Source organism: Raineyella sp. (assembly GCF_034933565.1).
Lineage (GTDB): Bacteria > Actinomycetota > Actinomycetes > Propionibacteriales > Propionibacteriaceae > Raineyella.
Genome location: NZ_JAYFNG010000014.1, coordinates 1 through 21,871 on the forward strand (window position 1 = coordinate 1; position 21,871 = coordinate 21,871).

Here is a 21,871-nt window from a genome sequence, read left to right on the forward strand (position 1 = left end):
GGCCGGTTCCGGTGGGGATCCGTAGGGCCCCCACGGGAACGACCCCCACCGGGACGGGACGCAGGTCGGGCGCGCGTCGGCGCCCCGTAGATTGGGCCCCATGCCCAGCACGCCCGACGACAGTTCCAAGCCCCTCGGTGACCGCTCCCCCGCGGACATCGTCCGCCGCGGCGTCAGCCGCGGAAAGCTCATCCGGGAGATCGGTCTGTGGGTCGTCGCCCTGCTGTCCGCCGCCGCCGGGGCGCTCGCCATGCAGCTGACCGGCAGCTGGGGCTGGTCACTGGGGGCCTTCGCCGTCACCCTGACCGTGACGATGTACCTGCGCTCCGTCCTGACCCGCCGCTGGACCGACCGGTCACAGCGGCAGGCGGTCGACGCATTGGTCGCCGACCAGCTGGCCAAGGACGCCGAGGCCGCCCGGCGGCGCGAGGAGCGCGCCGCCAACGACCACCCGTCGGCGCACCGCAACCGCCGCAAGCCGCAGGCGAACCCGTACCGACGCAAGGGCGCCTGATGCCGGGCACCGCTACGCCACTGCCCCGAGTGCACCGCGACGTCGTCTCCTTCGTCCGTCGCAGCACCCGGATGAACGCCTCCCAGCAGCGCAACTGGGAGGCCCACCACACCGAGTGGATCGTTCCGCTGGCCCACCGGGCCACCACCACCTCCGTCGCCGCCGGCCAGCCGTTCGATCCTGACGCGATCTGGGGACGTACGGCCCCGCTGTGGCTGGAGATCGGGACCGGCAACGGGGAGGCCTGCGCGGCGATCGCCGGCCGGCACCCCGAGGTGAACTACCTGGGGTTCGAGGTGTTCAAGCCGGCCCTCGCCAGTGCCCTCGGCCTGATCGCCCGCGCGGGCCTGACGAACGTACGGCTCGCCGAGGTCGACGGGATCGACGCGCTGCGGCACTGGATCCCGGCAGGCAGCGTCGAGCGGATCTTCACCTTCTTCCCCGACCCCTGGCACAAGGCGCGCCACCACAAGCGCCGACTGGTCAACCCGGACACCGCGACGCTGGTCGCCTCCCGGCTGCGCCCCGGTGGCAGCTGGCACCTGGCGACCGACTGGGCGGACTACGCCGAGCAGATGCGCGAGGTGCTCGACCACCGCGACGACCTGGTCAACGCCCACCGCGACGGCGACGGCTGGGCGCCGCGCGACCCCGCCCGGCCGGTGACCCGCTTCGAGCAGCGCGGGCTGGACGCCGGGCGGACCATCCGCGACCTGGTCTACCGCCGGGTCCCGCCGACCCCTCCGGGTCGATGACCATGTCTGCTGCGCACCACCCCGACGGGGCCCTCACCCGGTGGCGGCTGGACATCGCCTACGACGGCACCGGGTTCAGCGGCTGGGCCGCCCAGCCCGACCGGCGTACGGTCCAGGGCGAACTCGAGCACCGGATCGGCCAGGTGCTGCGGCTGCCCACCACCCCGACGCTCACCGTCGCAGGACGGACCGATGCCGGGGTGCACGCGCGCGGCCAGGTCGCCCACGTCGACCTGCCCGCCGACGCCCCGGTGGACACCCTGCAGCGCCGGCTGCGCCGGGTGCTGCCACCCGACGTCGTGGTCCGCGACGTCCGGCCGGCCCCGCCGGGCTTCGATGCCCGGTTCGGGGCGCAGTGGCGCCGCTACGTCTACCGGCTGGTGGACGAGGCGGGGTTCGCCGACCCGCTGCTGCGCGGCCACGTGGCCCGCATCCGCGGCACCCTGGACCCGGCCGTGCTCGGGTCCGCCGGGGCGGAGCTGCTCGGCCTGCGCGACTTCGCCGCGTTCTGCCGGCCGCGCGAAGGAGCCACCACGATCCGTACGCTGCTGGACTGCACCGCCGAGCGCCGCGCCGAGGGCCCCGGGGCGGGGACGGTCGAGATCACCGTCCGGGCGGATGCGTTCTGCCACTCGATGGTGCGCTCGCTGGTCGGTGCGCTGGCGGCGGTGGGCACCGGGCAGCGCGACCTCGACTGGCTGCGCGGCGTCCGCGACACCACCACCCGGCAGTCGTCGATCCAGGTGATGCCGGCCCACGGCCTGACCCTCGAGGAGGTCGGCTACCCGCCGGACGAGGAGCTCGTCGCCCGGGCCGGGGCCGCCCGGGCGGTACGGGTGCTGCCGCCCGGACCGGCCCCGACCGGCGCCCCCGCGTCCGGGACCACGACCACGACCCAGGCGACGACGACACCGGCGACGGACGGAGACTGCTGCTGTGACTGACGAACACCTCGCGCACTACTTCGCCACGCCGCAGGACGAGGAGAAGCGGCGGACGATCCGGGTCACCGTCCGGGGCCGGGAGCTGGACCTGCAGACCGCCAACGGCGTGTTCTCCGGCAGTCGGCTGGATCCGGCCACCGCGGTCCTGCTCAAGGAGGTGGCGCCGCCCGGGCCGCAGGTCCGTCGGATCGTCGATGTCGGCTGCGGCTACGGGCCGATCGCCCTCACCCTGGCCCTCGACTGCCCCTGGCTCACTGTCGACGCGGTGGACACCAACGAGCGCGCCCTGGCGCTCACCCGGGACAACGCCACCGCGCTCGGCGTGGCCGACCGGGTGTGGACCGCCACCCCCGAGACGGTCGACCCGGCAGTGACGTACGACGAGATCTGGTCCAACCCGCCGATCCGGATCGGCAAGGAGGCGCTGCATGCGCTGCTGCTGACCTGGCTCGGCCGGTTGGCGCCGGGCGGGCGGGCGGTCCTGGTGGTCGGCAAGAACCTCGGCGCGGACAGTCTGCAGCGGTGGCTGGGCGAGCAGGGCTGGCCCACCGAGCGGCTGGCCAGCGCGAAGGGCTTCCGGGTGTTGGAGGTCCGCCGCGGCTGAGGCCGGTCGGGATCGGCCGATCCGGCGACCCACCCGGCCTGACGCGGCTCGGCGCGACCCGACGCGGCTCGGCGCAACCCGACGCGACCCGACGCGACCCGGGCGTCGGCGGGTGCTCCCGGCGGTGGTCGGCCCGGCTGAGCGGCCGTCGGCCGGTGTCGGGCCCGGAATGAGTCATTGACCAGCGGGGTCACGTCGGTAGGGTGAGAAGAGACTGTAACTCGCCATCGATCGGCCTCGCGCCGCGTGAAGGAGTACCACCATGACCTACCAGCTGCCCGACCTCCCGTACGACTACAACGCTCTGGCCCCGGCCATCGTCCCGGAGATCATGGAGCTGCACCACGACAAGCACCACGCCACCTACGTCAAGGGCGCCAACACCGCCCTGGAGCAGCTGGCCGACGCGCGGGACAAGGGCAACTTCGGCGTCATCAACAAGCTGGAGAAGGACCTCGCCTTCAACCTGGGCGGCCACTTCAACCACTCCGTCTTCTGGACCAACATGGCGCCGGGCGGCTCCGAGCCGACCGGTGACATCAAGACCGCGCTGGACACCACGTTCGGTGGCCTGGACTCCTTCAAGAAGGAGTTCTCCGCGGTGGCCCTCGGCATCCAGGGCTCCGGCTGGGCCGTCCTCGGCTACGACGCGCTCTCCCAGGCCCTGCGCGTCTACCAGGTCTTCGACCACCAGGGCAACCTGCCGGTCGGTCAGACCCCGCTGCTGCTCCTCGACATGTGGGAGCACGCCTTCTACCTGCAGTACAAGAACGTCAAGGCGGACTTCGTCAACGCCTGGTGGGACGTCGTGAACTGGAACAACGTGAACGAGCGCCTCACCAAGGCCACCCAGGCCTGAGCCCTCACCCAGGCCACCCGGCCTGAGTCGGCCTCCGGACGTCCGGAAGGGCGGGTCCCCGTGCGGGGGCCCGCCCTTCTGCGTCCGACAGGTACGCACGATCAGGGACGTACGCCCAGCCCAAGGACGTACGCCCAGCCCAGGGACGTACGCACTACCCGGGAGGTGCGCCGATAGGGAGACGTCGCATGATCGGGGACACTGCCGACCGGACGACGTACACCCGAGCCGGGCACGTTCCGCCTGTGCCAGTGCGCGCACCCGACCGGAGAAACGCACAGGGCGTGGGAGGTCTCCCTCCCACGCCCTGTCGGCGGCAGGTCGCGGCGACACTGCCGCGCCCGGTCCGATCCGGTCGCGGCTCAGGCCTTCGCCTCGTCGGCCTTCGCCTCGTCCTCGGCCGTGGTGGCGTCGGCCTCGACAACCTCGGCCTCGACAACCTCAGTCTCGACAGTCTCGGCCTCGGCCACGGCGGCCTTGATCTCCTCGGCGGTCTCCGTGGTGGTGGCGGCCTCGGCGGCCGACACCTTCGGGGCCACCTTCTCGGTGATGACCTCGATCTTGGCCATCGGAGCGTTGTCGCCCTGACTGTTGCCGATCTTGGTGATGCGGGTGTAGCCGCCGTCGCGCCCCTCCATCGCCGGGGCGATCTCGGTGAACAGCACGTGCACGACGCTCGGGTCGGTGATGGTCTTCAGCACCACGCGGCGGGCGTGCAGGTCGCCGCGCTTGGCCTTGGTGATCATCTTCTCGGCCAGCGGACGGACCCGCTTGGCCTTGGCCTCGGTCGTCACGACACTGCCGTGCTCGAACAGCTGGCTGGCCAGGTTGGCCAGGATGATGCGCTGGTGCGTGGCGCTGCCGCCCAGACGGGGGCCCTTGGTGGGGGTAGGCATTCTTGTCTCTCCAGTTCAATCAGAAGCGGTGCCCGGGACTCGTACGGAGCGGCGCGCTCAGTACTGCTCGGTCTCCGCGAAATCGGTGTCCTCGTCCTCGTCGTCGTTCCCGGCACCGGAATAGGTGTAGGGGTCGAAGCCGGGGGCGCTGTCCTTGAGGGCCAGACCCATCGTGGCCAGCTGCTGCTTGACCTCGTCGATGGACTTGGAGCCGAAGTTGCGGATGTCGAGCAGGTCCTGCTCGGAACGCGAGATGAGCTCACCCACGGTGTGGATGCCCTCACGACGCAGGCAGTTGTAGGAACGCACGGACAGGTTGAGGTCCTCGACCGGCAGGGCCAGGTCGGTGGCGTACTGGTCGTCCACCGGCGACGGGCCGATCTCGACACCCTCGGCCTCGACGTTCAGCTCCCGGAACAGGCCGAAGAGCTCGACGAGGGTACGGCCGGCGGAGGCGACCGCGTCCCGCGGGGTGATCGACTGCTTGGTCTCCACGTCGACGACGAGACGGTCGAAGTCCGTCCGCTGCTCGACACGGGTGGCCTCGACCTTGTAGCTGACCTTCAGCACCGGGGAGTAGATCGAGTCGACCGGGATGCGGCCGATCTCGTGCTCGGTCTCCTTGTTCTGGTCCGACGACACGTAGCCGCGGCCGCGCTCGACCACGAACTCCATGTCGATGGCACCGTCACGGTTGAGCGTGGCGATGTGCAGGTCGGGGTTGTGCACCTCGACACCGGCCGGCGGCTGGATGTCGGCGGCAGTGACCTCACCGGCACCGGCCTTGCGCAGGTACATGACCACCGGCTCGTCCTCCTCCGAGGTGAGCACGAGGCCCTTCAGATTGAGGATGATCTCGGTGACGTCCTCGACGACACCCGGGAGGGTGGAGAACTCGTGCAGGTTGCCGTCGATCTTGATGCTGGTCAGGGCAGCACCGGGGATCGAGGACAGCAACGTACGACGCAGCGAGTTGCCGAGGGTGTAACCGAAGCCGGGCTCGAGGGGCTCGATGACGAACCGCGAACGGTGCTCGTCGAGGACCTCTTCGCTCAGGGTCGGGCGCTGGGCGATCAGCATGGGTGTGTTCCTTTCCGCGTCCACCACTATTTGAAGACGCGATCCGAGTGGAGCGACGGCGAGATGCCGTACGGCCCCGGGTGCGGGAGAGACGCCCGGTCGGGTGCTCCCCCAGGGTGAACCCGGCAGGAGGGGCGGCGGACCGCCCCTCCTGCCGTCGGGATCACTTCGAGTAGAGCTCGACGATCAGCTGCTCCTGCACGTCGACCGTGATCTGCTCACGGGTCGGCAGCTGGTGCACGAAGATCTTCATCTGGTTCGGGCGAGCCTCGAGCCACGCCGGCACGGAGCGCTCGGAATGGGTCTCGCGGGCCACCACGAACGGGGTGATGTTGAGCGACTTCTCCTTGACCTGGATGATGTCATGCTCGGCGACGCGGTACGACGGGATGTTGACCTTCCTGCCGTTCACCAGGAAGTGCCCGTGGTTGACGAGCTGACGGGCCTGGCGGCGGGTCGAGGCGAGCCCGGCGCGGTACACGACGTTGTCCAGACGCGACTCGAGGATGCGCAGCAGGTTGTCACCGGTGCGGCCGGGCTGACGGTTGGCCTCCTCGTAGTAGCGGGAGAACTGCTTCTCCAGCACGCCGTAGGCGAACCGCGCCTTCTGCTTCTCGCGCAGCTGCAGCGAGTACTCGGAGTCCTTGGTGCGGCCGCGGCCGTGCACGCCCGGCGGGTAGGGGCGGCGCTCGAACGCCTTGTCGTTGCCGACGAGATCAGTCCCGAGACGACGGGACTTCTTGGTCATGGGGCCGGTGTAACGGGCCATTCTTGTTCAGTCCTTTGCTAGTTCGTTCGGGTCAGACGCGGCGGCGCTTGGGCGGGCGGCAGCCGTTGTGCGGGACGGGGGTCACGTCGGAGATCGGACCGATCTCCAGACCGATGGCGCCCAGCGAACGGATCGCGGTCTCACGACCCGACCCCGGACCCTTGACGAACACGTCGACGCGCTTCAGGCCGTGCTCCATGGCACGACGACCGGCCGCCTCGGCGGCCATCTGAGCGGCGTACGGGGTGGACTTGCGCGAACCCTTGAACCCGACGGTGCCGGCCGAGGCCCAGGCGATGACCTGGCCGGTCGGATCGGTGATCGAGATGATCGTGTTGTTGAAGGTGGACTTGATGTGGGCCTGGCCGGCGACCACATTCTTCTTTTCCTTGCGGCGCACCTTCTTGCCGGTGCTACGGCCTGCAGTAGCCATGAGAGTGTTTCTGCTCCTCGAAAAGTCTGTCAGTCAGTGAGCGGGGGAAGTGAGGGTCACTTCTTCTTGCCGGCGACGGCCTTGCGCTTGCCCTTGCGCTGACGCGCGTTGGTGCGGGTGCGCTGGCCACGGACCGGCAGACCGCTGCGGTGACGACGACCCTGGTAGGAGCCGATCTCGATCTTGCGGCGGATGTCGGCGGCGACCTCGCGGCGGAGGTCACCTTCGGTCTGGTAGTTGGCCTCGATGAAGTCACGCAGGACGACCAGGTCGTCCTCGGTGAGCTCGTGGACGCGCTTGTCACCCGAGATGCCGGTACCGGCGAGGGTCTCGAGCGCGCGGGTGTGGCCGATGCCGTAGATGTAGGTGAGGGCGACCTCGAGGCGCTTCTCGCGCGGCAGGTCGACACCGATCAGGCGTGCCATGTGGCGGGTTCCTTTCCCGTGGACGGACGACGGAACGGGTCTCCCGACCCGCATGACCTCCGTGGTCCGCGAAGGTGTGTGGCGTGAAGCGTCCCTGTCCGCCTGATGCTGCTGTACCGCGGCAGGGCCTCGGCCTTCGTCCGAGGGTGGATCCGGGACGTACGCCCCGGGGTTGCATTCACGCTGAATGGCTGGCCCCACGAGCCGGATGGCTCCGGCGGGTGAGGTATTCGGTTGTGGGTCCCGGACCGGAGTCCGGCGAAGAGGCCCCGGCTCGGTGGCCCGGAGGCCTCCCAGCGGGAGCGGTGACGCGAGGCACCGGGGCAGCCCCCCGGTGTGACACCGGGAGCCAGGCCGGGGCTGTCAGCCCTGGCGCTGCTTGTGGCGCGGGTTCTCGCAGATCACCATCACGCGACCGTGCCGGCGGATGACCTTGCACTTGTCGCAGATCTTCTTGACGCTCGGCTGAACCTTCATCGATCGTCTTTCTGAATCGGCGCAGGGCGTGGCCCGTCAACGGACCGCGCCCGACTGTGGATGGGTGGTGTGAGTGGGCCGGGCCCACCCGCGTGTCACTTGTGTCGGTAGACGATGCGTCCGCGGTTGAGGTCGTACGCAGAGACCTCGACGACGACACGGTCGCTCGGCAGGATGCGGATGTAGTGCTGTCGCATCTTGCCGCTGATGGTGGCCAGCACCTTGTGGCCGTTGGACAACTCGACCCGGAACATCGCGTTCGGCAGAGCCTCCACGACGGTGCCCTCGAGCTCGAGAACGCCTTCCTTCTTTGCCATGATCCTCACATCGTCAGTCCCGCCCCACCGACCGATGGGCACGCTGGTGCACCGACACAGGTGACCAAGGAGTCACTCTACCCGGCGGGGCAAGGATTGCCCAAATCCCGGTCCGCCCCTCCTGGGCCCGCTGCGACGCCCCGGCCGGCGCCCTGTGGCGCGGGCGACGGGCGGCCGGTGGACACTCCCGCGGTCGGGCCCGACAGCAGGCTCAGCGGACCCCGACGAGGCTGCGGGAGGTGGGCCGTTCGACCAGGGCGTGGCCCTCCAGGTCGTAGCGCGCGGGCAGCGTCGACAGACCCTTCTCCCGGTAGAGCTCCACCGACTCCCGCATGCTCTCCAGCACGTACGGCGGGAACTCCAGACCGTTGCGGTCGGCCCAGATCAAGCGGGCCTCCAGCCGGCCGACCTCGCGGGCGTACGCCTCGAGGTCGTGGTCCAGGTCGAAGGTGACCATCAGGCCGCCGATGTCGCGCTTGTACTCCTCGTCGCCGTTGGTGCCGACCATCGCGTACGAGGTGCTGCGCAGCTGCTGGACCAGCCAGCGCTGCCACGGCCGCAGCGTGGTGGCGAGCAGCTCGGCGGACATCCGGTAGTAGGCGAAGTGACCCGGCTCCTGGCGTTTGATCGGATGGATCACCGACTCGGCGATGACGTCCTCGCCGATCTCCTTCAGCCGGGCGGTGAAACTGTTGTAGGCCAGCACCGCCTGGCGCTCGGTCGAGGCGCCGGTGAGGTAGAACATCATCCGGGAGACGTCCTGGATCGGGCGCAGGTGTGCCAGGGCACCGAGCAGTCGGAAGGTCCAGTCGAAGGTCATCTTCGGGGTGGACGGCGGAAGTCCGACATCGGTGCACAGCCGGTCCAGGATCAGGCCGTGCTGGATCTCCTGCGGCTGCCAGACGTCCTGGTAGAAGAAGCGGTCGGTCCCGTCGATGCCCGGGATGACGGTGAGGATCTCCAGGACGTTGCGGTCCACCTCGAGCTCGACGCGGGCGAGGTAGTTGAGGACATGGCCGAAGCGGGTGCGGACGAGTTCCGGATCGCGCACCGTACGATCCACCGAGGACAACGGGATCGGCGGGTACAGCTCCCCCAGCCGTTCCACATGATCACGGATCTTCCCCGGGGTGACCTGCTTCTTTGGCACGCATTCGATGGTATTGATCGTTCGGTCAGTTCCGAAACATCGGCGCTGTCCGGTGCATGCAGCGGCACGGACGCCCGGAACAGGCGGCACGCAATGGGGACCCGCCCGGAGCAGGCGCGGCACGCAAGGCGGACCCGCCCGGAGCAGACCTCGCGTGCGGGATCGGAACGTGCGCGGAATCGGGACCAGAACGCGGAACTCAGAACACCAGCAGCACGGCGAGGAGGACGACCAGCACCAGGAGTGCGCCGCCGCCGATCGCCAGCACCAGCAGACCGGCCCGGCCGGGGCCCTTGATGTCGGCCAGCTCGCCGGGCCTGTTGGTCGTGGTCGAGGCGACGATCGCCGGCTCCCGGTACGTCGGCACCGCCCCCACCACCTCGACGACCGGCACCAGCTCGCCCAGCGTCCGGGCGGCGAACACCCGGTCCAGGGCGGCATGGTAGGCCTCGTCGTCGAGCCTGCCGTCGGTGTAGGCCGCATTGACCCGGGCGGTGAGGTCATCGCGCTCCTGGTCGGACACCGGCGTCGCGGGTTCCGAGCGGTAGCGATACGGCACGGGCAGGTTGCTGCTCATGGCCCCAGACTAGCCGTGACCCGGCAGGCCTCCGCGCGACGGGATGCCCGCCGCGGAGACCGAAGGACCGGCTGACGGTCGGACGGGGCCCCGGCGACCGGACGCCGTCCGTGGGGAGGCGGCGACGCTGGCATGCTGGGCCGGTGCTGATCCTGCTGCCACCGTCGGAGACCAAGACCGCGCGGACCCACGGGGCGCCGCCCGACCTCGCAGGACTGTCCTTCCCCGGGCTGACCGCGGCGCGCCGGACCGTGCTGACGGCGTTGGCCGAGGTGTCGGCGGCCCCGGGTGCCACCGGCGTGCTGGGCGTGCCGGAATCGCTGGCGGCGGAGGTCGCCCGCAACACCACGGTGCTGGACTCCCCCGCCACCCCGGCCGGCCGGCTCTACACCGGGGTGCTGTACGACGCGCTGGACCTGCCGACCCTCACCGGCCCGGCCCGCCGCCGCGCGAACGCCTGGCTGGTGGTGGTGTCGGCGGCGTACGGGGCGCTGCGGCCGGCCGACCGGGTCGGCGCCTACCGGCTGGCGATGGACGTCGAGCTGCCCGGCGTCGGCCGGCTCGGGCCGTGGTGGCGCGATCGGCTGGGCGCGGAGCTCACTGCGGCCGCCGGCACCGGACTGGTGGTGGACTGCCGCTCCGGCACCTATCTGCCGGCCTGGCACCCGACCGGCGCCACCGCCCGGCGCTGGGTGCGGATCGTGGTGCCCGGGGCCAGCCACCACGCCAAGCACACCCGCGGCCTCGTCGCCCGCCGGCTCTGCGAGCACGGCTCGGCGGCCCGTACGCCCACCGCTCTGGCGGCCGAGCTGGGGGCGGCCTTCGAGGTCCGGCTGGACGCCCCCGCCCGGCCGGGGCGTCCCTGGGAGCTCAGCGTCACCGCGGCCTGAGCTCGGGGGCCGAGCCCAGCACGGCTCGGTCCCGCCGGTGGCGCGTCCCGCAGGCCGCGCAACTGCGGTGGATTGCCCACCGACGGTCCGCTCCGCCGGTGACGCGAATCAGCCCAGCTGCGGCTGGAGGCCGAGCTCGCCGACCAGCCGGGCGCGGTAGTCCGGTGCGGAGACCCGGGCCAGTTCGGCCCGGGCGCGGGTCAACCGGTCCGTCAGGCCGAGTCGTTCGGTCACCTCGGTCGCGTCGGAGCGGCCGACGAACCGGGTCAGGTGATCGACGGCCGCCCCGGCCCGCCGTACCCGGGCGGTCTGCTGGGCGTCGAGTCGGGCGGCGTACCAGTCACCGGCCAGGACGTTCTCCCGGGTGAAGAGCTCCCGCACCGCCGGGTCGTCGAGGGTACGACCGTCGGCGGTGGCGCCGAAGGCCATGATCTCCAGCACCGCGCGCAGCGGCGGGCAGGCCAGGTCTGCGGTGCCGTCGGCGAAGTACGCCGCGGCGACCCGTTCGTGGGTGTGCACGATGGTGTCCACGCTCTCGGCGAAGACGGCCGGGTCCTGCAGCTCGGGGCGCAGCATCTCGTCGGTGAACACCACGTCGGGGTGCATGAAGATCCGCCCGAAGTAGGCGGTCGCGAAGCGCTTCGTCATCCGGTAGCCGAGCCGGCTCGCGGGCACCGTACGTCCCTCGACCGCCACGTCACCGACCTTCTCCAGGAAGCCCTGCTCGATCAGCGTCCGGGCGTCGCGCTCGGCCTCGCTCATCCGCGAGAAGACCTCCGGCACCAGCAGGCTGATGTCGTGGTCGACGCGGACCTTCGGGCCGAGGTGGCCGGCGCACGACAGCCAGCCGTCGTAGCCGGTGAGGATGTAGGAGAGCAGGGCCGCGTTGAGGTCGAAGACCGCCGGCAGTGCGTTGAACGGGCCCTTGGTCAGGGCACCCTCGGAGCCGGCCCCGGTGGTGGACGGCGACTTGCCGGTCATCGAGCTGATGAACTCCATGAACAGTTCCGGCAGCTCGAGGTAGTGCAGCGGGTTGAAGGCGCACAGTGGCGGGATGCCGGGCTCGGGCGGGTTGTTGCGCCGCCCGGCCGCCACCAGGTCGACCGGCACCGGCTCGGGCTGCGAGCTGGGGATGCGCCGGTGCAGGTGGATCGCCAGATCGGCCTTCGCGGTCTCGCCCGGGTCGGCGATGTCGGGGCGCAGCTGCAGGTAGCGGGGGTTCTTCGACGGCTTCCCGTCGACCAGCCGCGGCTGTGCCGAGCACACCCACCACGCCGGCGCCTGGTCGTCGGGCAGGTCGGCGACCCGGCTGATGAGCTCCTGGGCGGGCTCGCTGAAAGTGCTGAAGTCGACCGCGTCGTCGCGCATCTGCCGGGCGTCGCGGTGGTCGAGCGGCTGGAAGTTGGACAGGAAGGTGTCCGGGCGGGCGATGTCGCGCTCGGCCTGCTTGTCGTAGCCGCGGTGGATGGCGTCGTCGGGGCGCTGGAAGAGCAACCGCTCGCAGTTGGTGACCACCTTGCGGGACAGGTCGCCGGGCAGCCCGAGCACGGCGGCGGGCACCACCGTGCTGGCGGTGATGTCGTCCTCGGTCTGCACCTTGAGCGCCGGGCTGAAGTCGGGACGCAGGCTGAACAGCCGCCACGAGCCGTCCTGGTCGAAGCCGACCCGGAGCATGTTGACGATCACCTTGTCGCCGTCCAGGCGCAGAGCGTTGCCGGCGCGGCCGTTCATGATGCCGACGCTGAAGTGGCGGCGCCAGTCGGTGCCCCACTCCGGCCGGTAGGAGCGCTTGACGACGAAGACCAGCTCCTTGATGTGCTGCGGGATCGTGCGCAGCCACTCGTTGTACTCCCAGGTGTAGTCGTCGGAGGGGGTGAGCAGCTTGATCACGCTGCCGATGCTGCGCCGGTCGCTGAGCACCTCGCGATGGTCGGCGCCGTTGCGCGCCGGGTCGGCGAACCGGTTGGCGAAGTCGCGGGCCAGGATCGAGGCGACCGTGTCGATGTCGGCGTCGAAGTCCTTGACGTACGCGTTGCCGTAGACGAACGCGTCGGTGATCGCCTTGGAGATCTCCGACTTGCCCCCGCCCGAGACGGTGCTCGGCTTGTGGCAGGCGGTCGAGGCGGCCGAGGTGCCGATCAGGCTCCACTGGGTGCGGTCCACACCGGACTGCGCCATCCGGATCCGGTAGCCGTGCGGGCCGACGTACGTACGGTCGGCGCGCAGCGGGATGGCGGCCCGGCCGCCGTGGCCGTCGGCCCAGGAGACCGACCGTTCCCGCAGGCTGAAGAAGGCCCCACCGGGGACCAGCACGACCGACGGGTCGGCCGGGTCCAGCGCGTGGCCCTCGGGCTGCCGGACGAAGCGGTCCTCTTCGCGGGCGAGCACGTCGGCGAGGTCCCAGTCGTCGCCGGCCAGGTCGTCGTAGTATTCCTGACCCTCCAGATAGCTCGGGAACACCAGCGCGCCGCCGGAGTGCTCCTCCTCCGCGCCGCCGACCAGGTTGGCGGAGTAGCCGATCTGGGTCTTCACCTCCTTCTTGCAGTAGCCGAAGTAGTTGTCGGCGATGACCGTGACGATGACGCCGGCGGCGGTCCGGGCACAGACCTTGAAGGCCTTGCCGTCGTTGTACCGCTCGTCCTCGGAGTGCCAGCACTGCCCGTCGCGACGCTCCCGCTCGGTGGCCTCGTCCCAGTGCGGCAGGCCGAGGTCACGCTTGGTGACGTGGATGAGGTGCGGGGCGAGGATGATGCAGCCGGTGGTGCCGGTCCAGTGCTCCGGGTCGAGGGCGGCGTCGCTCTCCGGCAGCTGGGGGTCACCGGCGTTGCCGAAGATGCCCTCGACGAAATCGAGGTTGCTGACCAGGCCGCCGGGCACGATGAAACGCACCTCCATCCGCTGCGGGCAGACGCCGGGCACCTCGGGGACCACAACGGGTCGCATCAGCAGCGAGACGAAGGTCCGCGCGGGGGTGTCGGAGCCGGCGGTCCAGGGCAGTTCCAGCGCGTCGTCCGGCGGGCACAGGGCCAGCTCGAGCAGCCGGCCGAAGACGTCCTTGCGGACGCTGATCTTGTCGTCGGGGATCGGCAGCCCGCCCTGGGCGATGTGGAAGACGCCGGCGGTGGTCCGCCGGTCGTTGACCGGATTGTGCAGCACGCCGTTGGTCAGCCGATAGCTGTGGACGTACGGGGACGTGAAGGAGTCGCCGTGCTGCGGCAGCGACAGGCCGCGGGCCAGCCCGGCCTGGTCGAGGACGAGGGTCGTGGCGGGCAGATGCGGCCGCACCGGCGCGTCGGCGAGGTAGTCGTCGAGGAACGCCTGGATGCGGGCGTCGACCGGGCACAGCTGGTCGAGGAGTCGGCGGCCGATCTCGCGCTGCCGGGCCAGCAGGGGCGCGACGAGGCGGGCCTCGGCGCCCCCGGCGCTGCCCTCGGCCACCGGCAGGCCGAGGAGTGCCAGGCGCACGTTGATCGCGGCATGCACGTCAGAATTCACCATGCGAGCATTGTTCCCGCGCCCCTGCGCCGGGGATGCAGCCCCCCGCCCCGTTGGTCCGACCATCGAGGGCGTAGGGTACGCCGCCCCGCACCTCGGTGTCCGGGGTTTCACACGATGCTCGTCTGCGGCCCCGGACGGTCGGTCGGTCAGCCGCCCCCCGCGCCCGGCCGGCCCGGCCGTGGGCCGTCGACCGGGGTCGGTCAGCGGGCCGACAGCCGAAGGCTTGTCAGCGGGCCGTCAGCCGAGGAGCGTACGGTCGCTGAGGGCCTCGGTGGCCCCGCGCACCTTGCCGAACTCATTGAGCAGGTCGGGGACGGTCGCCTTGGCCTTGGCGCCGGCGTCGATCTCGAAGATCACGTCGCCCTCGTGCATCATGATCAGCCGGTTGCCGAGCTGCAGCGCCTGCTCCATGTTGTGGGTGACCATCAGCGCGGTGAGCCCGTGCCGCCTGACCGCCTCGCCGGTCAGCCGGGTGACCAGGGCGGCCCGCTGCGGGTCGAGGGCGGCGGTGTGCTCGTCGAGCAGCAGGATCTCGGGCTCGCTGAAGGTGGCCATCAGCAGTGACAGCGCCTGCCGCTGTCCCCCGGAGAGCATCCCGACCCGTACGCCCAGCCGGTCCTCCAGGCCGAGCTCGAGGGTGGCCAGTTCCGCCCGGAACCGCTCCCGCTTGCGGGCCGAGACGCCGGCCCCCAGGCCGCGCCGCCGGCCCCGGGACAGCGCCATCGCGAGGTTCTGCTCGATGGTCATGTGCGGCGAGGTGCCGGCCATCGGGTCCTGGAAGACCCGGCTGATGTACCGGGCGCGCTGGAAGTCGGCGAGCCGGGAGACCTCCCGGCCGTCGATCCGGATGCTGCCCGCCTCGGGGCGGTGCGCGCCGGCGATGACGTTCAGCAGGGTCGACTTGCCGGCGCCGTTGGAGCCGATGATGGTGACGAAGTCCCCCTCGCTGAGGGTGAGGGACACCGCCTTGAGCGCCACCCGCTCGTTGACGGTGTGCGGGTAGAAGACCTTGGTGACGTTGGTCAGCTCGAGCTTGGCCTCGTGGGTCGTCATCGCACGCTCTCCTCCACGGCGTCCGCCGCGGCGGCGCCCTCCTCGTACGGTTCGGTCAGCTTCTGCAGGCGTTCCTGGCGTCGGGCGCTGAGCCGGCGGACCACGTCCCAGCGCGGCAGCAGCAGCGCGGCGACGACGAGGACGGCGGAGATGAGCTTCATGTCGTTCGGGTTGAAGCCGATCATCAGGGCGAGCTGGATCACCAGCCGGTAGATGACCGAGCCGATCACCACCGCCGAGGCGGCGACGAGGACCGTACGCTGCCCGAAGATCGCCTGGCCGATGATCACCGAGGCCAGGCCGGCGACGATCAGGCCGATGCCCATGCCGATGTCGGCGAAGCCCTGGTACTGGGCGATCAACGCGCCGCACAGGGCGACCAGGCCGTTGGAGAGCGCCAGCCCGATGATCTTCATCCGATCGGTGTTCACCCCCAGCGAGCGGATCATCGCCTGGTTGTCGCCGGTCGCCTGCATCGCCAGACCGAAGTCGGTCGACAGCAGCCAGACCAGCACGGCGGTGAGCACGGCGCCGAGGCCGAGGAAGATCAGCACCGAGACCGGGGTGCCGAGCAGCTTGGCCTCCCGCAGCGGGGTGATGATCGTCTGCGTACGCAGCAGCGGTACGTTCGCCCGCCCCATGATCCGCAGGTTGATCGAGTACAGCGCGATCTGGGTGAGGATGCCGGCCAGCAGCGGGTTGATGCCCCCCTTGGCGTGCAGCACGCCGGTGACCGCCCCGGCGGCCAGGCCGACGACGATCGCCGCGGCGGTGGCCAGCCAGGGGTTCACCCCGGCGACGATGAGCGCGGCGGTGGTCGCGGCGCCGCTGGTGAACGACCCGTCGACGGTGAGGTCGGCGAAGTCGAGGATCCGGAAGGAGATATAGACCCCCAACGCCATCACGGCGAAGATGAATCCCAGGTCCAGGGCGACGATCATGCGCCCTCCTCCTTCTCTGTTGTCGAACGGTGGTCCCCCGCGGGTGCGCCGCGCGGGGGACCGGATGCCTGGATCGGCGGCGGCCGGCGGGAGTCTCCTCCCGCGACGGCCGCCGGCGACGGTCGGTAGGGGTGACCGGTCAGTAGGTCTGTGCGGCCTGCTTGGCCAGGTCGTCGGGGATGGTCACGCCCATCCGCTCGGCGGCGGCCTTGTTGATGACCAGCTGCACGTCGGCCTGCGACTCCACCGGCATGGTGGCCGGCTTCGCTCCGGCGGTGAGGATCTTCACCGCCATCTGGCCGGTCTGGTAGCCGAGCTTGGCGTAGTCGATGCCGTACGTGGCGACGGTGCCACGCTTGACCGAGTCGCCCTCACCGGCGATCACCGGGATCTTCCTGCTCTCGCCGACCTGGATCACCGACTCCAGCGCCGAGACCACGACATTGTCCGTCGGGACATAGATGGCGTCCACCCCGGCGAGGGACTGGGCGCCCTGCTGGACCTCGGAGGAGGTCGAGACGGCCGTCTCCTTGACGGTCAGGCCCTCCTTGGCGGCCGCCTCCTTGGCCAGCTTCACCTGCACCGCGGAGTTGACCTCGCCGGAGCTGTAGATGATGCCGACGGTGGTGGCCGACGGCTTGAGCTGCTTGACCAGGCCGATCTGCTTGGCGACCGGGTTGAGGTCGGTGGTGCCGGTGACGTTGCTGCCGGGGGCGTCGAGGGACTTCACCAGCTGGGCGGAGACCGGGTCGGTGACCGCGGTGAAGAGGATCGGCGTGTCAGTGATCGCCTGGGCCGCAGCCTGCGCGGTCGGTGTGGCGATGGCGAGGACGAGGTCCTTCTTGTCGGTGGCGAACTTGGTGGCGATCGAGGTCGCCGTCGCCTGGTCACCCTGGGCGTTCTGCTCGTCGTAGTCGACCTTGAGGCCGGCGTCGGCCAGAGCCTTCTTGAAGCCCTCCCGGGAGGCGTCCAGCGACGGGTGCGAGACGATCTGGGTGATCCCGATCCGGTACGTCTTCGTCGTCGACGACTGGGACCCTGCGGTCGAACCGGTGGAGTTGCCGCAGGCGGCGAGGAGCATCGTGGCGGCGGCGATCGCGCCGACGACTCCGAAACGGGCTGACTTCATCGCGTTGAGTCCTTTCCTCTGCGGCGCGCCTTCGCACCACCGTGTCGCTGCGGGCTCATTCTGCCCCGTCACCGACCCGGGATCCGGCCGGTAAGACGGTCCTGACGGTACCAATCGGGTGACATCCCGCGCCGCCGAGGGTGACGCCGGGTCAATCGAGCGGCACGGCGCCCAGGACGCACAGGTCCAGCTCGATGTCGAGCAGGGTGAGGTGCAGCGTGGCGGCGTGCTCGGCCGCCGCCCCCGGTTCACGCAGCTGCCGGTGCAGGGTCTGCAGGCGGCTGACGGCCTCGGCCCGACGCCCCACCTGGTCGGCCAGCCGGGCGTACGCCAGCCCCGACTCCAGCCCGATCACCGGGTGCCGGCCGCCGGGGCCACCGGCCCACTGGCCCAGCTCGGACAGCCCCGCCAGCGTCTCCCGCCACACCTCGATCGGCCGCGCCCGGCTGACTCCGTGCCCGGACAGCGCCGGCACCAGGCTGCGGTAGAGCTGCGCGGCACGCAACGGCCCGAACCGGGCGCGCTCCCCGCCGCACTGCACCATCCACCGGGCGAACCGCGACCGGATCGGCAGCGCGGCCTCGTCGTCGGGAGCGAGCCAGACGATCGCCGGCTCCAGCAGCTTGCCCAGGCGCCGGGGCGAGGCCCCGGTGGCGGCACAGCGCCGGGCCACGTACCACAGCGCCGCGACCTCGCTCCGGTCCCGGACCGGCTTGTCCTCCAGGAATGCGGCCAGGGCCCAGCATGCCTCGCGGGCCGGCTGGTCATCCGGGTCGATCTCGTACGGCGTGGCGCAGTGCTGGGAGAGGAACGTCCGCAGCCGCTCCATCAGCTCCATCAGCTCCAGCGGTGAGGGCTCGGGCGGCAGCTCACGGCCGAGGTGCTCGGCGGCCCGGCGGGGCAGCGGCCGGCACGGATCGGCGACGTGTTCGTCGTGGTCCTGGCGGTGGTCATCGTCACGGGACACGGGGCCTCCCGATGCTCCGGGCCCGCGCATCCTGCCCACGGGCCATGGTCAGGCAAGTGTGCCACCCGGATGTCCCCGCAGACCAGAGGCCGGTCGGCGCCGGGTCAGTCGGCCAGCGGGCCGAAGGGCACGCCGAGGCGCCCGAGCATCTCCTCGCCGCCGTCGGCGGCGGTCAGCACCCACAGACCCTTCGGGGTGCAGGTGACGGTGTGCTCCCAGTGCGCAGCCGAGCTGCCGTCGAGGGTGACGACGGTCCAGTCGTCCTCCAGCACCGCGTTCTCCGGCGACCCGACGGTCACCATCGGTTCGACGCAGAAGGCCATCCCGCGGCTGATCCGCGGCCCACGGCCGGCACGGCCGTAGTTGGGCACATCGGGCGGCTGGTGCATCGCGGTGCCGATGCCGTGCCCGACGTACTCGCGGACGATGCCGTACGGGCCGGCGTTCTCGATGTAGGCCTCGACGGCGGCACTGACGTCACCGATCCGTCCGTTCAGGTGGGCAGCGGCGATCCCGGCCCACATCGCGCCCTCGGTGACGTCGCTGAGGGTCTGCCTCTCGGCGACCGGGGTGCCGACCTGGACCGTACGGGCCGAGTCGCCGTGCCAGCCGGCCAGGATGGCGCCGCCGTCGACCGACAGCGTGTCACCGTCCTGGAGGATGTCGTCGGTGGGGCGGCCGTGGACGATCACCTCGTTGACCGACAGGCAGACGACGCCCTTGAAACCGCCCTCACCGCGCGCGTCGGCGCCGTACTCGAGGAAGTTCGACTCGGCCCCGTGGCGCGCCAGCGTCTCGCGACCGATCCGGTCCAGCTCCCGCAGGGTGACGCCGGGGCGTGCCTCGGCGGTGATGGTGTCGAGCAGGTCTGCGACGACCAGCCCCGCCTTCCGCATCAGGCACAGCTGGTCGTCGGTCTTCAGTTCGATGCCTCGACTGTTGCGGAACACTCAGGCCTTCTCTGCGTTGAGCCCGAGCCGCTGGTCCAGCTCGGCGGCGATCCGTTGCCCGACCTCGTCGATGGCCCCCAGCCCGTCCACCTCGACGAGCAGGCCCCGCTCGGCGTACGTCGCCAGCAGCGGGGCGGTCTCCTCGTCGTAGACCCGCAGCCGGGTCCGGATGGTCTCCTCGTTGTCGTCCGCGCGGCCCTCGATCTCGGCGCGCTTGAGCAGCCGGGCGACCACCTCGTCGGTGTCGGCGGTGAGGGAGATGACGGCGTCGAGAGCAACGCCGAGATCACCGAGCATCGCGTCCAGAGCCTCCACCTGGGCGAGGGTGCGCGGGTAGCCGTCGAGCAGGAAGCCGGCGCCGGCGTCCTCCTCGGCCAGCCGGTTGCGCACCAGCCCGTTGGTGATGTCGTCGCCGACGTAACCGCCGGAGGCCATGATCTCCTTGACCCTGAGGCCCAGCGGGGTCTCGTTCTTCACGTTGGTGCGGAAGATGTCACCGGTGGACACGGCCGGGATGGCGTAGCGGGCAGCGATGCCCTTGGCCTGCGTGCCCTTGCCCGCACCGGGCGGACCCATGATCAGGAGCCTCATCGTAGGAACCCTTCGTAGTTGTGCTGTTGGAGCTTGGATTCGATCTGTTTGATGGTGTCCAGACCGACGCCGACGATGATCAGCAACGAGGTGCCGCCGAACGGGAAGTTCTGGTTGGCCTGGAACAGGATGAACGCCACCGACGGGATCAGCGCGATCAGCGCCAGGTAGATCGACCCGGGCGCGGTCAGCCGGCTGAGGACGTACGACAGGTACTTCTCCGTCGGGGCCCCGGCCCGGATGCCCGGGATGAACCCGCCGTACTTCTTCATGTTGTCGGCGATCTCCTCGGTGTTGAAGGTGATCGCCACGTAGAAGTAGGCGAAGAAGATGATCAGGATCGCGTACGTGATGACGTAGACCGGGTGCGACATCGAGCCGAAGTACTTGCTCACCCACTGCGCCGCCGCGCCGGTCGGCCGGAACGTGGAGAACAGCACCGGCAGGTAGAGCATCGACGAGGCGAAGATGACCGGGATGACGCCGGCCTGGTTGACCTTGATCGGGATGTACGTCGAGGTGCCGCCGCGCAGCTTGCCGCCGATCATCTTCTTGGCGTACTGCACCCCGATCCGCCGCTGGCCCTGCTCGATGAAGACCACGGCGGCCATCACGGCCAGGCCGACCAGGATCACCAGGCCCATCACGATCAGGCCCTGCTGGCCCGGGCGGGACTGGCGCACCGAGGCCAGGCCGTTCGGGAACTGGGCGGCGACCGAGGTGAAGATCAGCACGGACATGCCGTTGCCGACGCCCTTCTCGGTGATCAGCTCACCGAGCCACATCACCAGGCTGGTGCCGGCGGTCATCGTCAGGATCATCACGATGATCGGGAACAGACCGGTGTTGTACACCAGACCGCGGCAGCCGGGGATCAGCTGGTCGTTGACCGCCAGGGTGACGAACGCGGTCGACTGCATGATCGCCAGCAGGATCGTCAGGTAGCGGGTGTACTGGGTGATCTTCTCCTGGCCCTGGCCACCCTCCTTGCGCAGCGACTCCAGCCGCGGGATCACCACGGTGAGCAGCTGCAGGATGATCGAGGAGGTGATGTAGGGCATCACACCGAGGGCGAAGATCGCCAGCTTCAGCAGCGCCCCGCCGGAGAACATGTTCAGCATCGAGGCGAAGCCGGCCGCCCCGCCGGTCGCCATCGCCCGACAGGTGTCGACCTGTTGGACGTTGACGTTGGGGATCGGGATCGCCGATCCGAGCCGGAAGATGACGATGATCCCCAGCGAGAAGAGGATCTTGTTCCGAAGATCGGGTGTCCGGAAGGCATTGGTGAATGCGGAGAGCACCGTGCCCCTCTCTTGTACGACGACGACACGCCCGGGGTGGACCGGTCCTTGCCGGGGCCACCCGCGTGGACATCACACCCACACAGGCGTGCCCCGTGACTCTATCAGTGTTGTCAGCCACGTCACCGACGGCAAACGCGGACGGAATGCGACCCGTACGCCCGTGCGCCACGGACGCCCCGGACACGCCGGACGCCACGGACACGCCGTACGCCCCGAAGCTCCTGTAGGCCACGGACACAGCATGAAGGGCGGTCCCCCTGCGGGGACCGCCCTTCAGCATTCCGGCATGGATCGCCGGATCAGTGGATCAGAGGACCTCGGCGGTGCCGCCGGCGGCCTCGATCTTCTCCTTGGCCGAAGCCGAGAACTTGTTCACCGTGACCTGGAGCTTGACCGACAGCTCGCCGGCGCCCAGGACCTTGACCGGCCAACCGTCGCGGACGGCGCCCTTGGCGACGAGGTCGTCGACCGACACCTCGCCACCCTCCGGGTAGAGAGCCACGAGCTTGTCCAGGTTCACCACCTGGTACTCGACGCGGAACGGGTTCTTGAAGCCACGCAGCTTCGGGACCCGCATGTGCATCGGCATCTGGCCACCCTCGAAGTTCTCCGGGGTGTTCTTGCGTGCGCCGGTGCCCTTGGTGCCACGGCCCGAGGTCTTGCCCTTGGAACCCTCACCACGGCCGACCCGGATCCGGTCCCGCTTGGAGCCGGGAGCCGGCTGGAGATCATGGAGCTTGATCGCCAT

At 70.4% G+C, this 21,871-nt stretch carries 24 protein-coding genes; 6 read left to right on the plus strand and 18 right to left on the minus strand.

The window, feature by feature from the left end; translation table 11 throughout:
* Positions 1 to 100 precede the first annotated feature (100 nt).
* From VB059_RS04910 to VB059_RS04930, 5 genes are all read left to right on the plus strand, one after another.
* Entirely contained in the window at positions 101 to 514 is a 414-nt protein-coding gene (locus VB059_RS04910) for a hypothetical protein (protein WP_323420910.1), read from the plus strand.
* Entirely contained in the window at positions 514 to 1,269 is a 756-nt protein-coding gene (trmB, locus tag VB059_RS04915; protein WP_323420911.1) for a tRNA (guanosine(46)-N7)-methyltransferase TrmB, read from the plus strand. Before VB059_RS04910 ends, trmB begins: the two co-directional genes overlap by 1 nt.
* Positions 1,270 to 1,271: 2 nt before the next feature.
* Positions 1,272 to 2,213 carry a tRNA pseudouridine(38-40) synthase TruA gene (gene truA, locus VB059_RS04920; protein WP_323420969.1) on the plus strand — a complete coding sequence of 314 codons (942 nt, stop codon included), beginning with the start codon at positions 1,272 to 1,274 and terminating at the stop codon, positions 2,211 to 2,213.
* A complete protein-coding gene (locus VB059_RS04925; RefSeq protein WP_323420912.1) occupies positions 2,206 to 2,817 on the plus strand; it encodes a class I SAM-dependent methyltransferase in 612 nt (203 codons plus the stop codon). The genes truA and VB059_RS04925 overlap by 8 nt, the downstream gene beginning before the upstream one ends.
* A gap of 262 nt (positions 2,818 to 3,079) precedes the next feature.
* Positions 3,080 to 3,676 (plus strand): superoxide dismutase, encoded by a 597-nt coding sequence (locus VB059_RS04930; protein WP_323420913.1) that lies wholly within the window; start codon positions 3,080 to 3,082, stop codon positions 3,674 to 3,676.
* Between the two features lie 362 nt (positions 3,677 to 4,038).
* Here the strand turns inward: VB059_RS04930 and rplQ are convergent, their stop codons facing one another.
* The 9 genes from rplQ to VB059_RS04975 all read right to left on the minus strand — a co-directional run bounded on the left by rplQ (position 4,039) and on the right by VB059_RS04975 (position 9,800).
* Positions 4,039 to 4,572 (minus strand): 50S ribosomal protein L17, encoded by a 534-nt coding sequence (gene rplQ, locus VB059_RS04935; RefSeq protein WP_323420914.1) that lies wholly within the window; start codon positions 4,570 to 4,572, stop codon positions 4,039 to 4,041.
* A gap of 57 nt (positions 4,573 to 4,629) precedes the next feature.
* Positions 4,630 to 5,652: a DNA-directed RNA polymerase subunit alpha gene (locus VB059_RS04940; protein WP_323420915.1), complete on the minus strand. Its 1,023-nt coding sequence runs from the start codon at positions 5,650 to 5,652 to the stop codon at positions 4,630 to 4,632.
* Positions 5,653 to 5,815: 163 nt separating this feature from the next.
* Complete coding sequence (gene rpsD / locus VB059_RS04945; RefSeq protein ID WP_323420916.1) at positions 5,816 to 6,421, minus strand: 30S ribosomal protein S4; 606 nt, start codon at positions 6,419 to 6,421, stop codon at positions 5,816 to 5,818.
* Positions 6,422 to 6,452: 31 nt separating this feature from the next.
* Positions 6,453 to 6,854, minus strand: coding sequence for a 30S ribosomal protein S11 (gene rpsK, locus VB059_RS04950; RefSeq protein WP_323420917.1), 402 nt, complete (start codon positions 6,852 to 6,854; stop codon positions 6,453 to 6,455).
* A 56-nt stretch (positions 6,855 to 6,910) separates the two neighbouring features.
* Positions 6,911 to 7,279: a 30S ribosomal protein S13 gene (gene rpsM / locus VB059_RS04955; RefSeq protein ID WP_323420918.1), complete on the minus strand. Its 369-nt coding sequence runs from the start codon at positions 7,277 to 7,279 to the stop codon at positions 6,911 to 6,913.
* 363 nt (positions 7,280 to 7,642) lie between these two features.
* A complete protein-coding gene (gene rpmJ / locus VB059_RS04960; protein WP_020575560.1) occupies positions 7,643 to 7,756 on the minus strand; it encodes a 50S ribosomal protein L36 in 114 nt (37 codons plus the stop codon).
* Between the two features lie 95 nt (positions 7,757 to 7,851).
* Complete coding sequence (infA, locus tag VB059_RS04965) at positions 7,852 to 8,073, minus strand: translation initiation factor IF-1 (protein ID WP_092613392.1); 222 nt, start codon at positions 8,071 to 8,073, stop codon at positions 7,852 to 7,854.
* A gap of 211 nt (positions 8,074 to 8,284) precedes the next feature.
* A complete protein-coding gene (locus tag VB059_RS04970; protein ID WP_323420919.1) occupies positions 8,285 to 9,223 on the minus strand; it encodes a GTP-binding protein LepA in 939 nt (312 codons plus the stop codon).
* A gap of 199 nt (positions 9,224 to 9,422) precedes the next feature.
* Positions 9,423 to 9,800 (minus strand): DUF1707 domain-containing protein, encoded by a 378-nt coding sequence (locus VB059_RS04975; protein ID WP_323420920.1) that lies wholly within the window; start codon positions 9,798 to 9,800, stop codon positions 9,423 to 9,425.
* Positions 9,801 to 9,943: 143 nt separating this feature from the next.
* Between VB059_RS04975 and VB059_RS04980 the strand changes: the two genes are divergently transcribed.
* Positions 9,944 to 10,690 (plus strand): peroxide stress protein YaaA, encoded by a 747-nt coding sequence (locus VB059_RS04980; RefSeq protein WP_323420921.1) that lies wholly within the window; start codon positions 9,944 to 9,946, stop codon positions 10,688 to 10,690.
* Positions 10,691 to 10,798: 108 nt separating this feature from the next.
* Here VB059_RS04980 and VB059_RS04985 read toward each other — a convergent pair whose 3' ends face one another.
* The 9 genes from VB059_RS04985 to rplO all read right to left on the minus strand — a co-directional run bounded on the left by VB059_RS04985 (position 10,799) and on the right by rplO (position 21,871).
* Positions 10,799 to 14,188 (minus strand): hypothetical protein, encoded by a 3,390-nt coding sequence (locus VB059_RS04985; protein ID WP_323420922.1) that lies wholly within the window; start codon positions 14,186 to 14,188, stop codon positions 10,799 to 10,801.
* Between the two features lie 237 nt (positions 14,189 to 14,425).
* The gene (locus VB059_RS04990) at positions 14,426 to 15,241 is read right to left on the minus strand and encodes an ABC transporter ATP-binding protein (protein ID WP_323420923.1); all 816 of its coding nucleotides are present in this window, start codon (positions 15,239 to 15,241) and stop codon (positions 14,426 to 14,428) included.
* Positions 15,238 to 16,182, minus strand: a complete 945-nt coding sequence (locus tag VB059_RS04995) for an ABC transporter permease (RefSeq protein WP_323420924.1) — start codon at positions 16,180 to 16,182, stop codon at positions 15,238 to 15,240. The genes VB059_RS04990 and VB059_RS04995 overlap by 4 nt, the downstream gene beginning before the upstream one ends.
* Positions 16,183 to 16,321: 139 nt before the next feature.
* The gene (locus tag VB059_RS05000) at positions 16,322 to 17,311 is read right to left on the minus strand and encodes an ABC transporter substrate-binding protein (protein ID WP_323420925.1); all 990 of its coding nucleotides are present in this window, start codon (positions 17,309 to 17,311) and stop codon (positions 16,322 to 16,324) included.
* A gap of 151 nt (positions 17,312 to 17,462) precedes the next feature.
* Positions 17,463 to 18,278: a hypothetical protein gene (locus VB059_RS05005; protein ID WP_323420926.1), complete on the minus strand. Its 816-nt coding sequence runs from the start codon at positions 18,276 to 18,278 to the stop codon at positions 17,463 to 17,465.
* A 104-nt stretch (positions 18,279 to 18,382) separates the two neighbouring features.
* Positions 18,383 to 19,228, minus strand: a complete 846-nt coding sequence (gene map, locus VB059_RS05010; protein ID WP_323420927.1) for a type I methionyl aminopeptidase — start codon at positions 19,226 to 19,228, stop codon at positions 18,383 to 18,385.
* Positions 19,229 to 19,819 (minus strand): adenylate kinase, encoded by a 591-nt coding sequence (locus VB059_RS05015; protein WP_323420928.1) that lies wholly within the window; start codon positions 19,817 to 19,819, stop codon positions 19,229 to 19,231.
* On the minus strand, positions 19,816 to 21,120 hold the full coding sequence (gene secY, locus VB059_RS05020; RefSeq protein WP_323420929.1) for a preprotein translocase subunit SecY: 1,305 nt from the start codon (positions 21,118 to 21,120) through the stop codon (positions 19,816 to 19,818). The genes VB059_RS05015 and secY overlap by 4 nt, the downstream gene beginning before the upstream one ends.
* Positions 21,121 to 21,430: 310 nt before the next feature.
* On the minus strand, positions 21,431 to 21,871 hold the full coding sequence (gene rplO, locus VB059_RS05025; RefSeq protein WP_323420930.1) for a 50S ribosomal protein L15: 441 nt from the start codon (positions 21,869 to 21,871) through the stop codon (positions 21,431 to 21,433).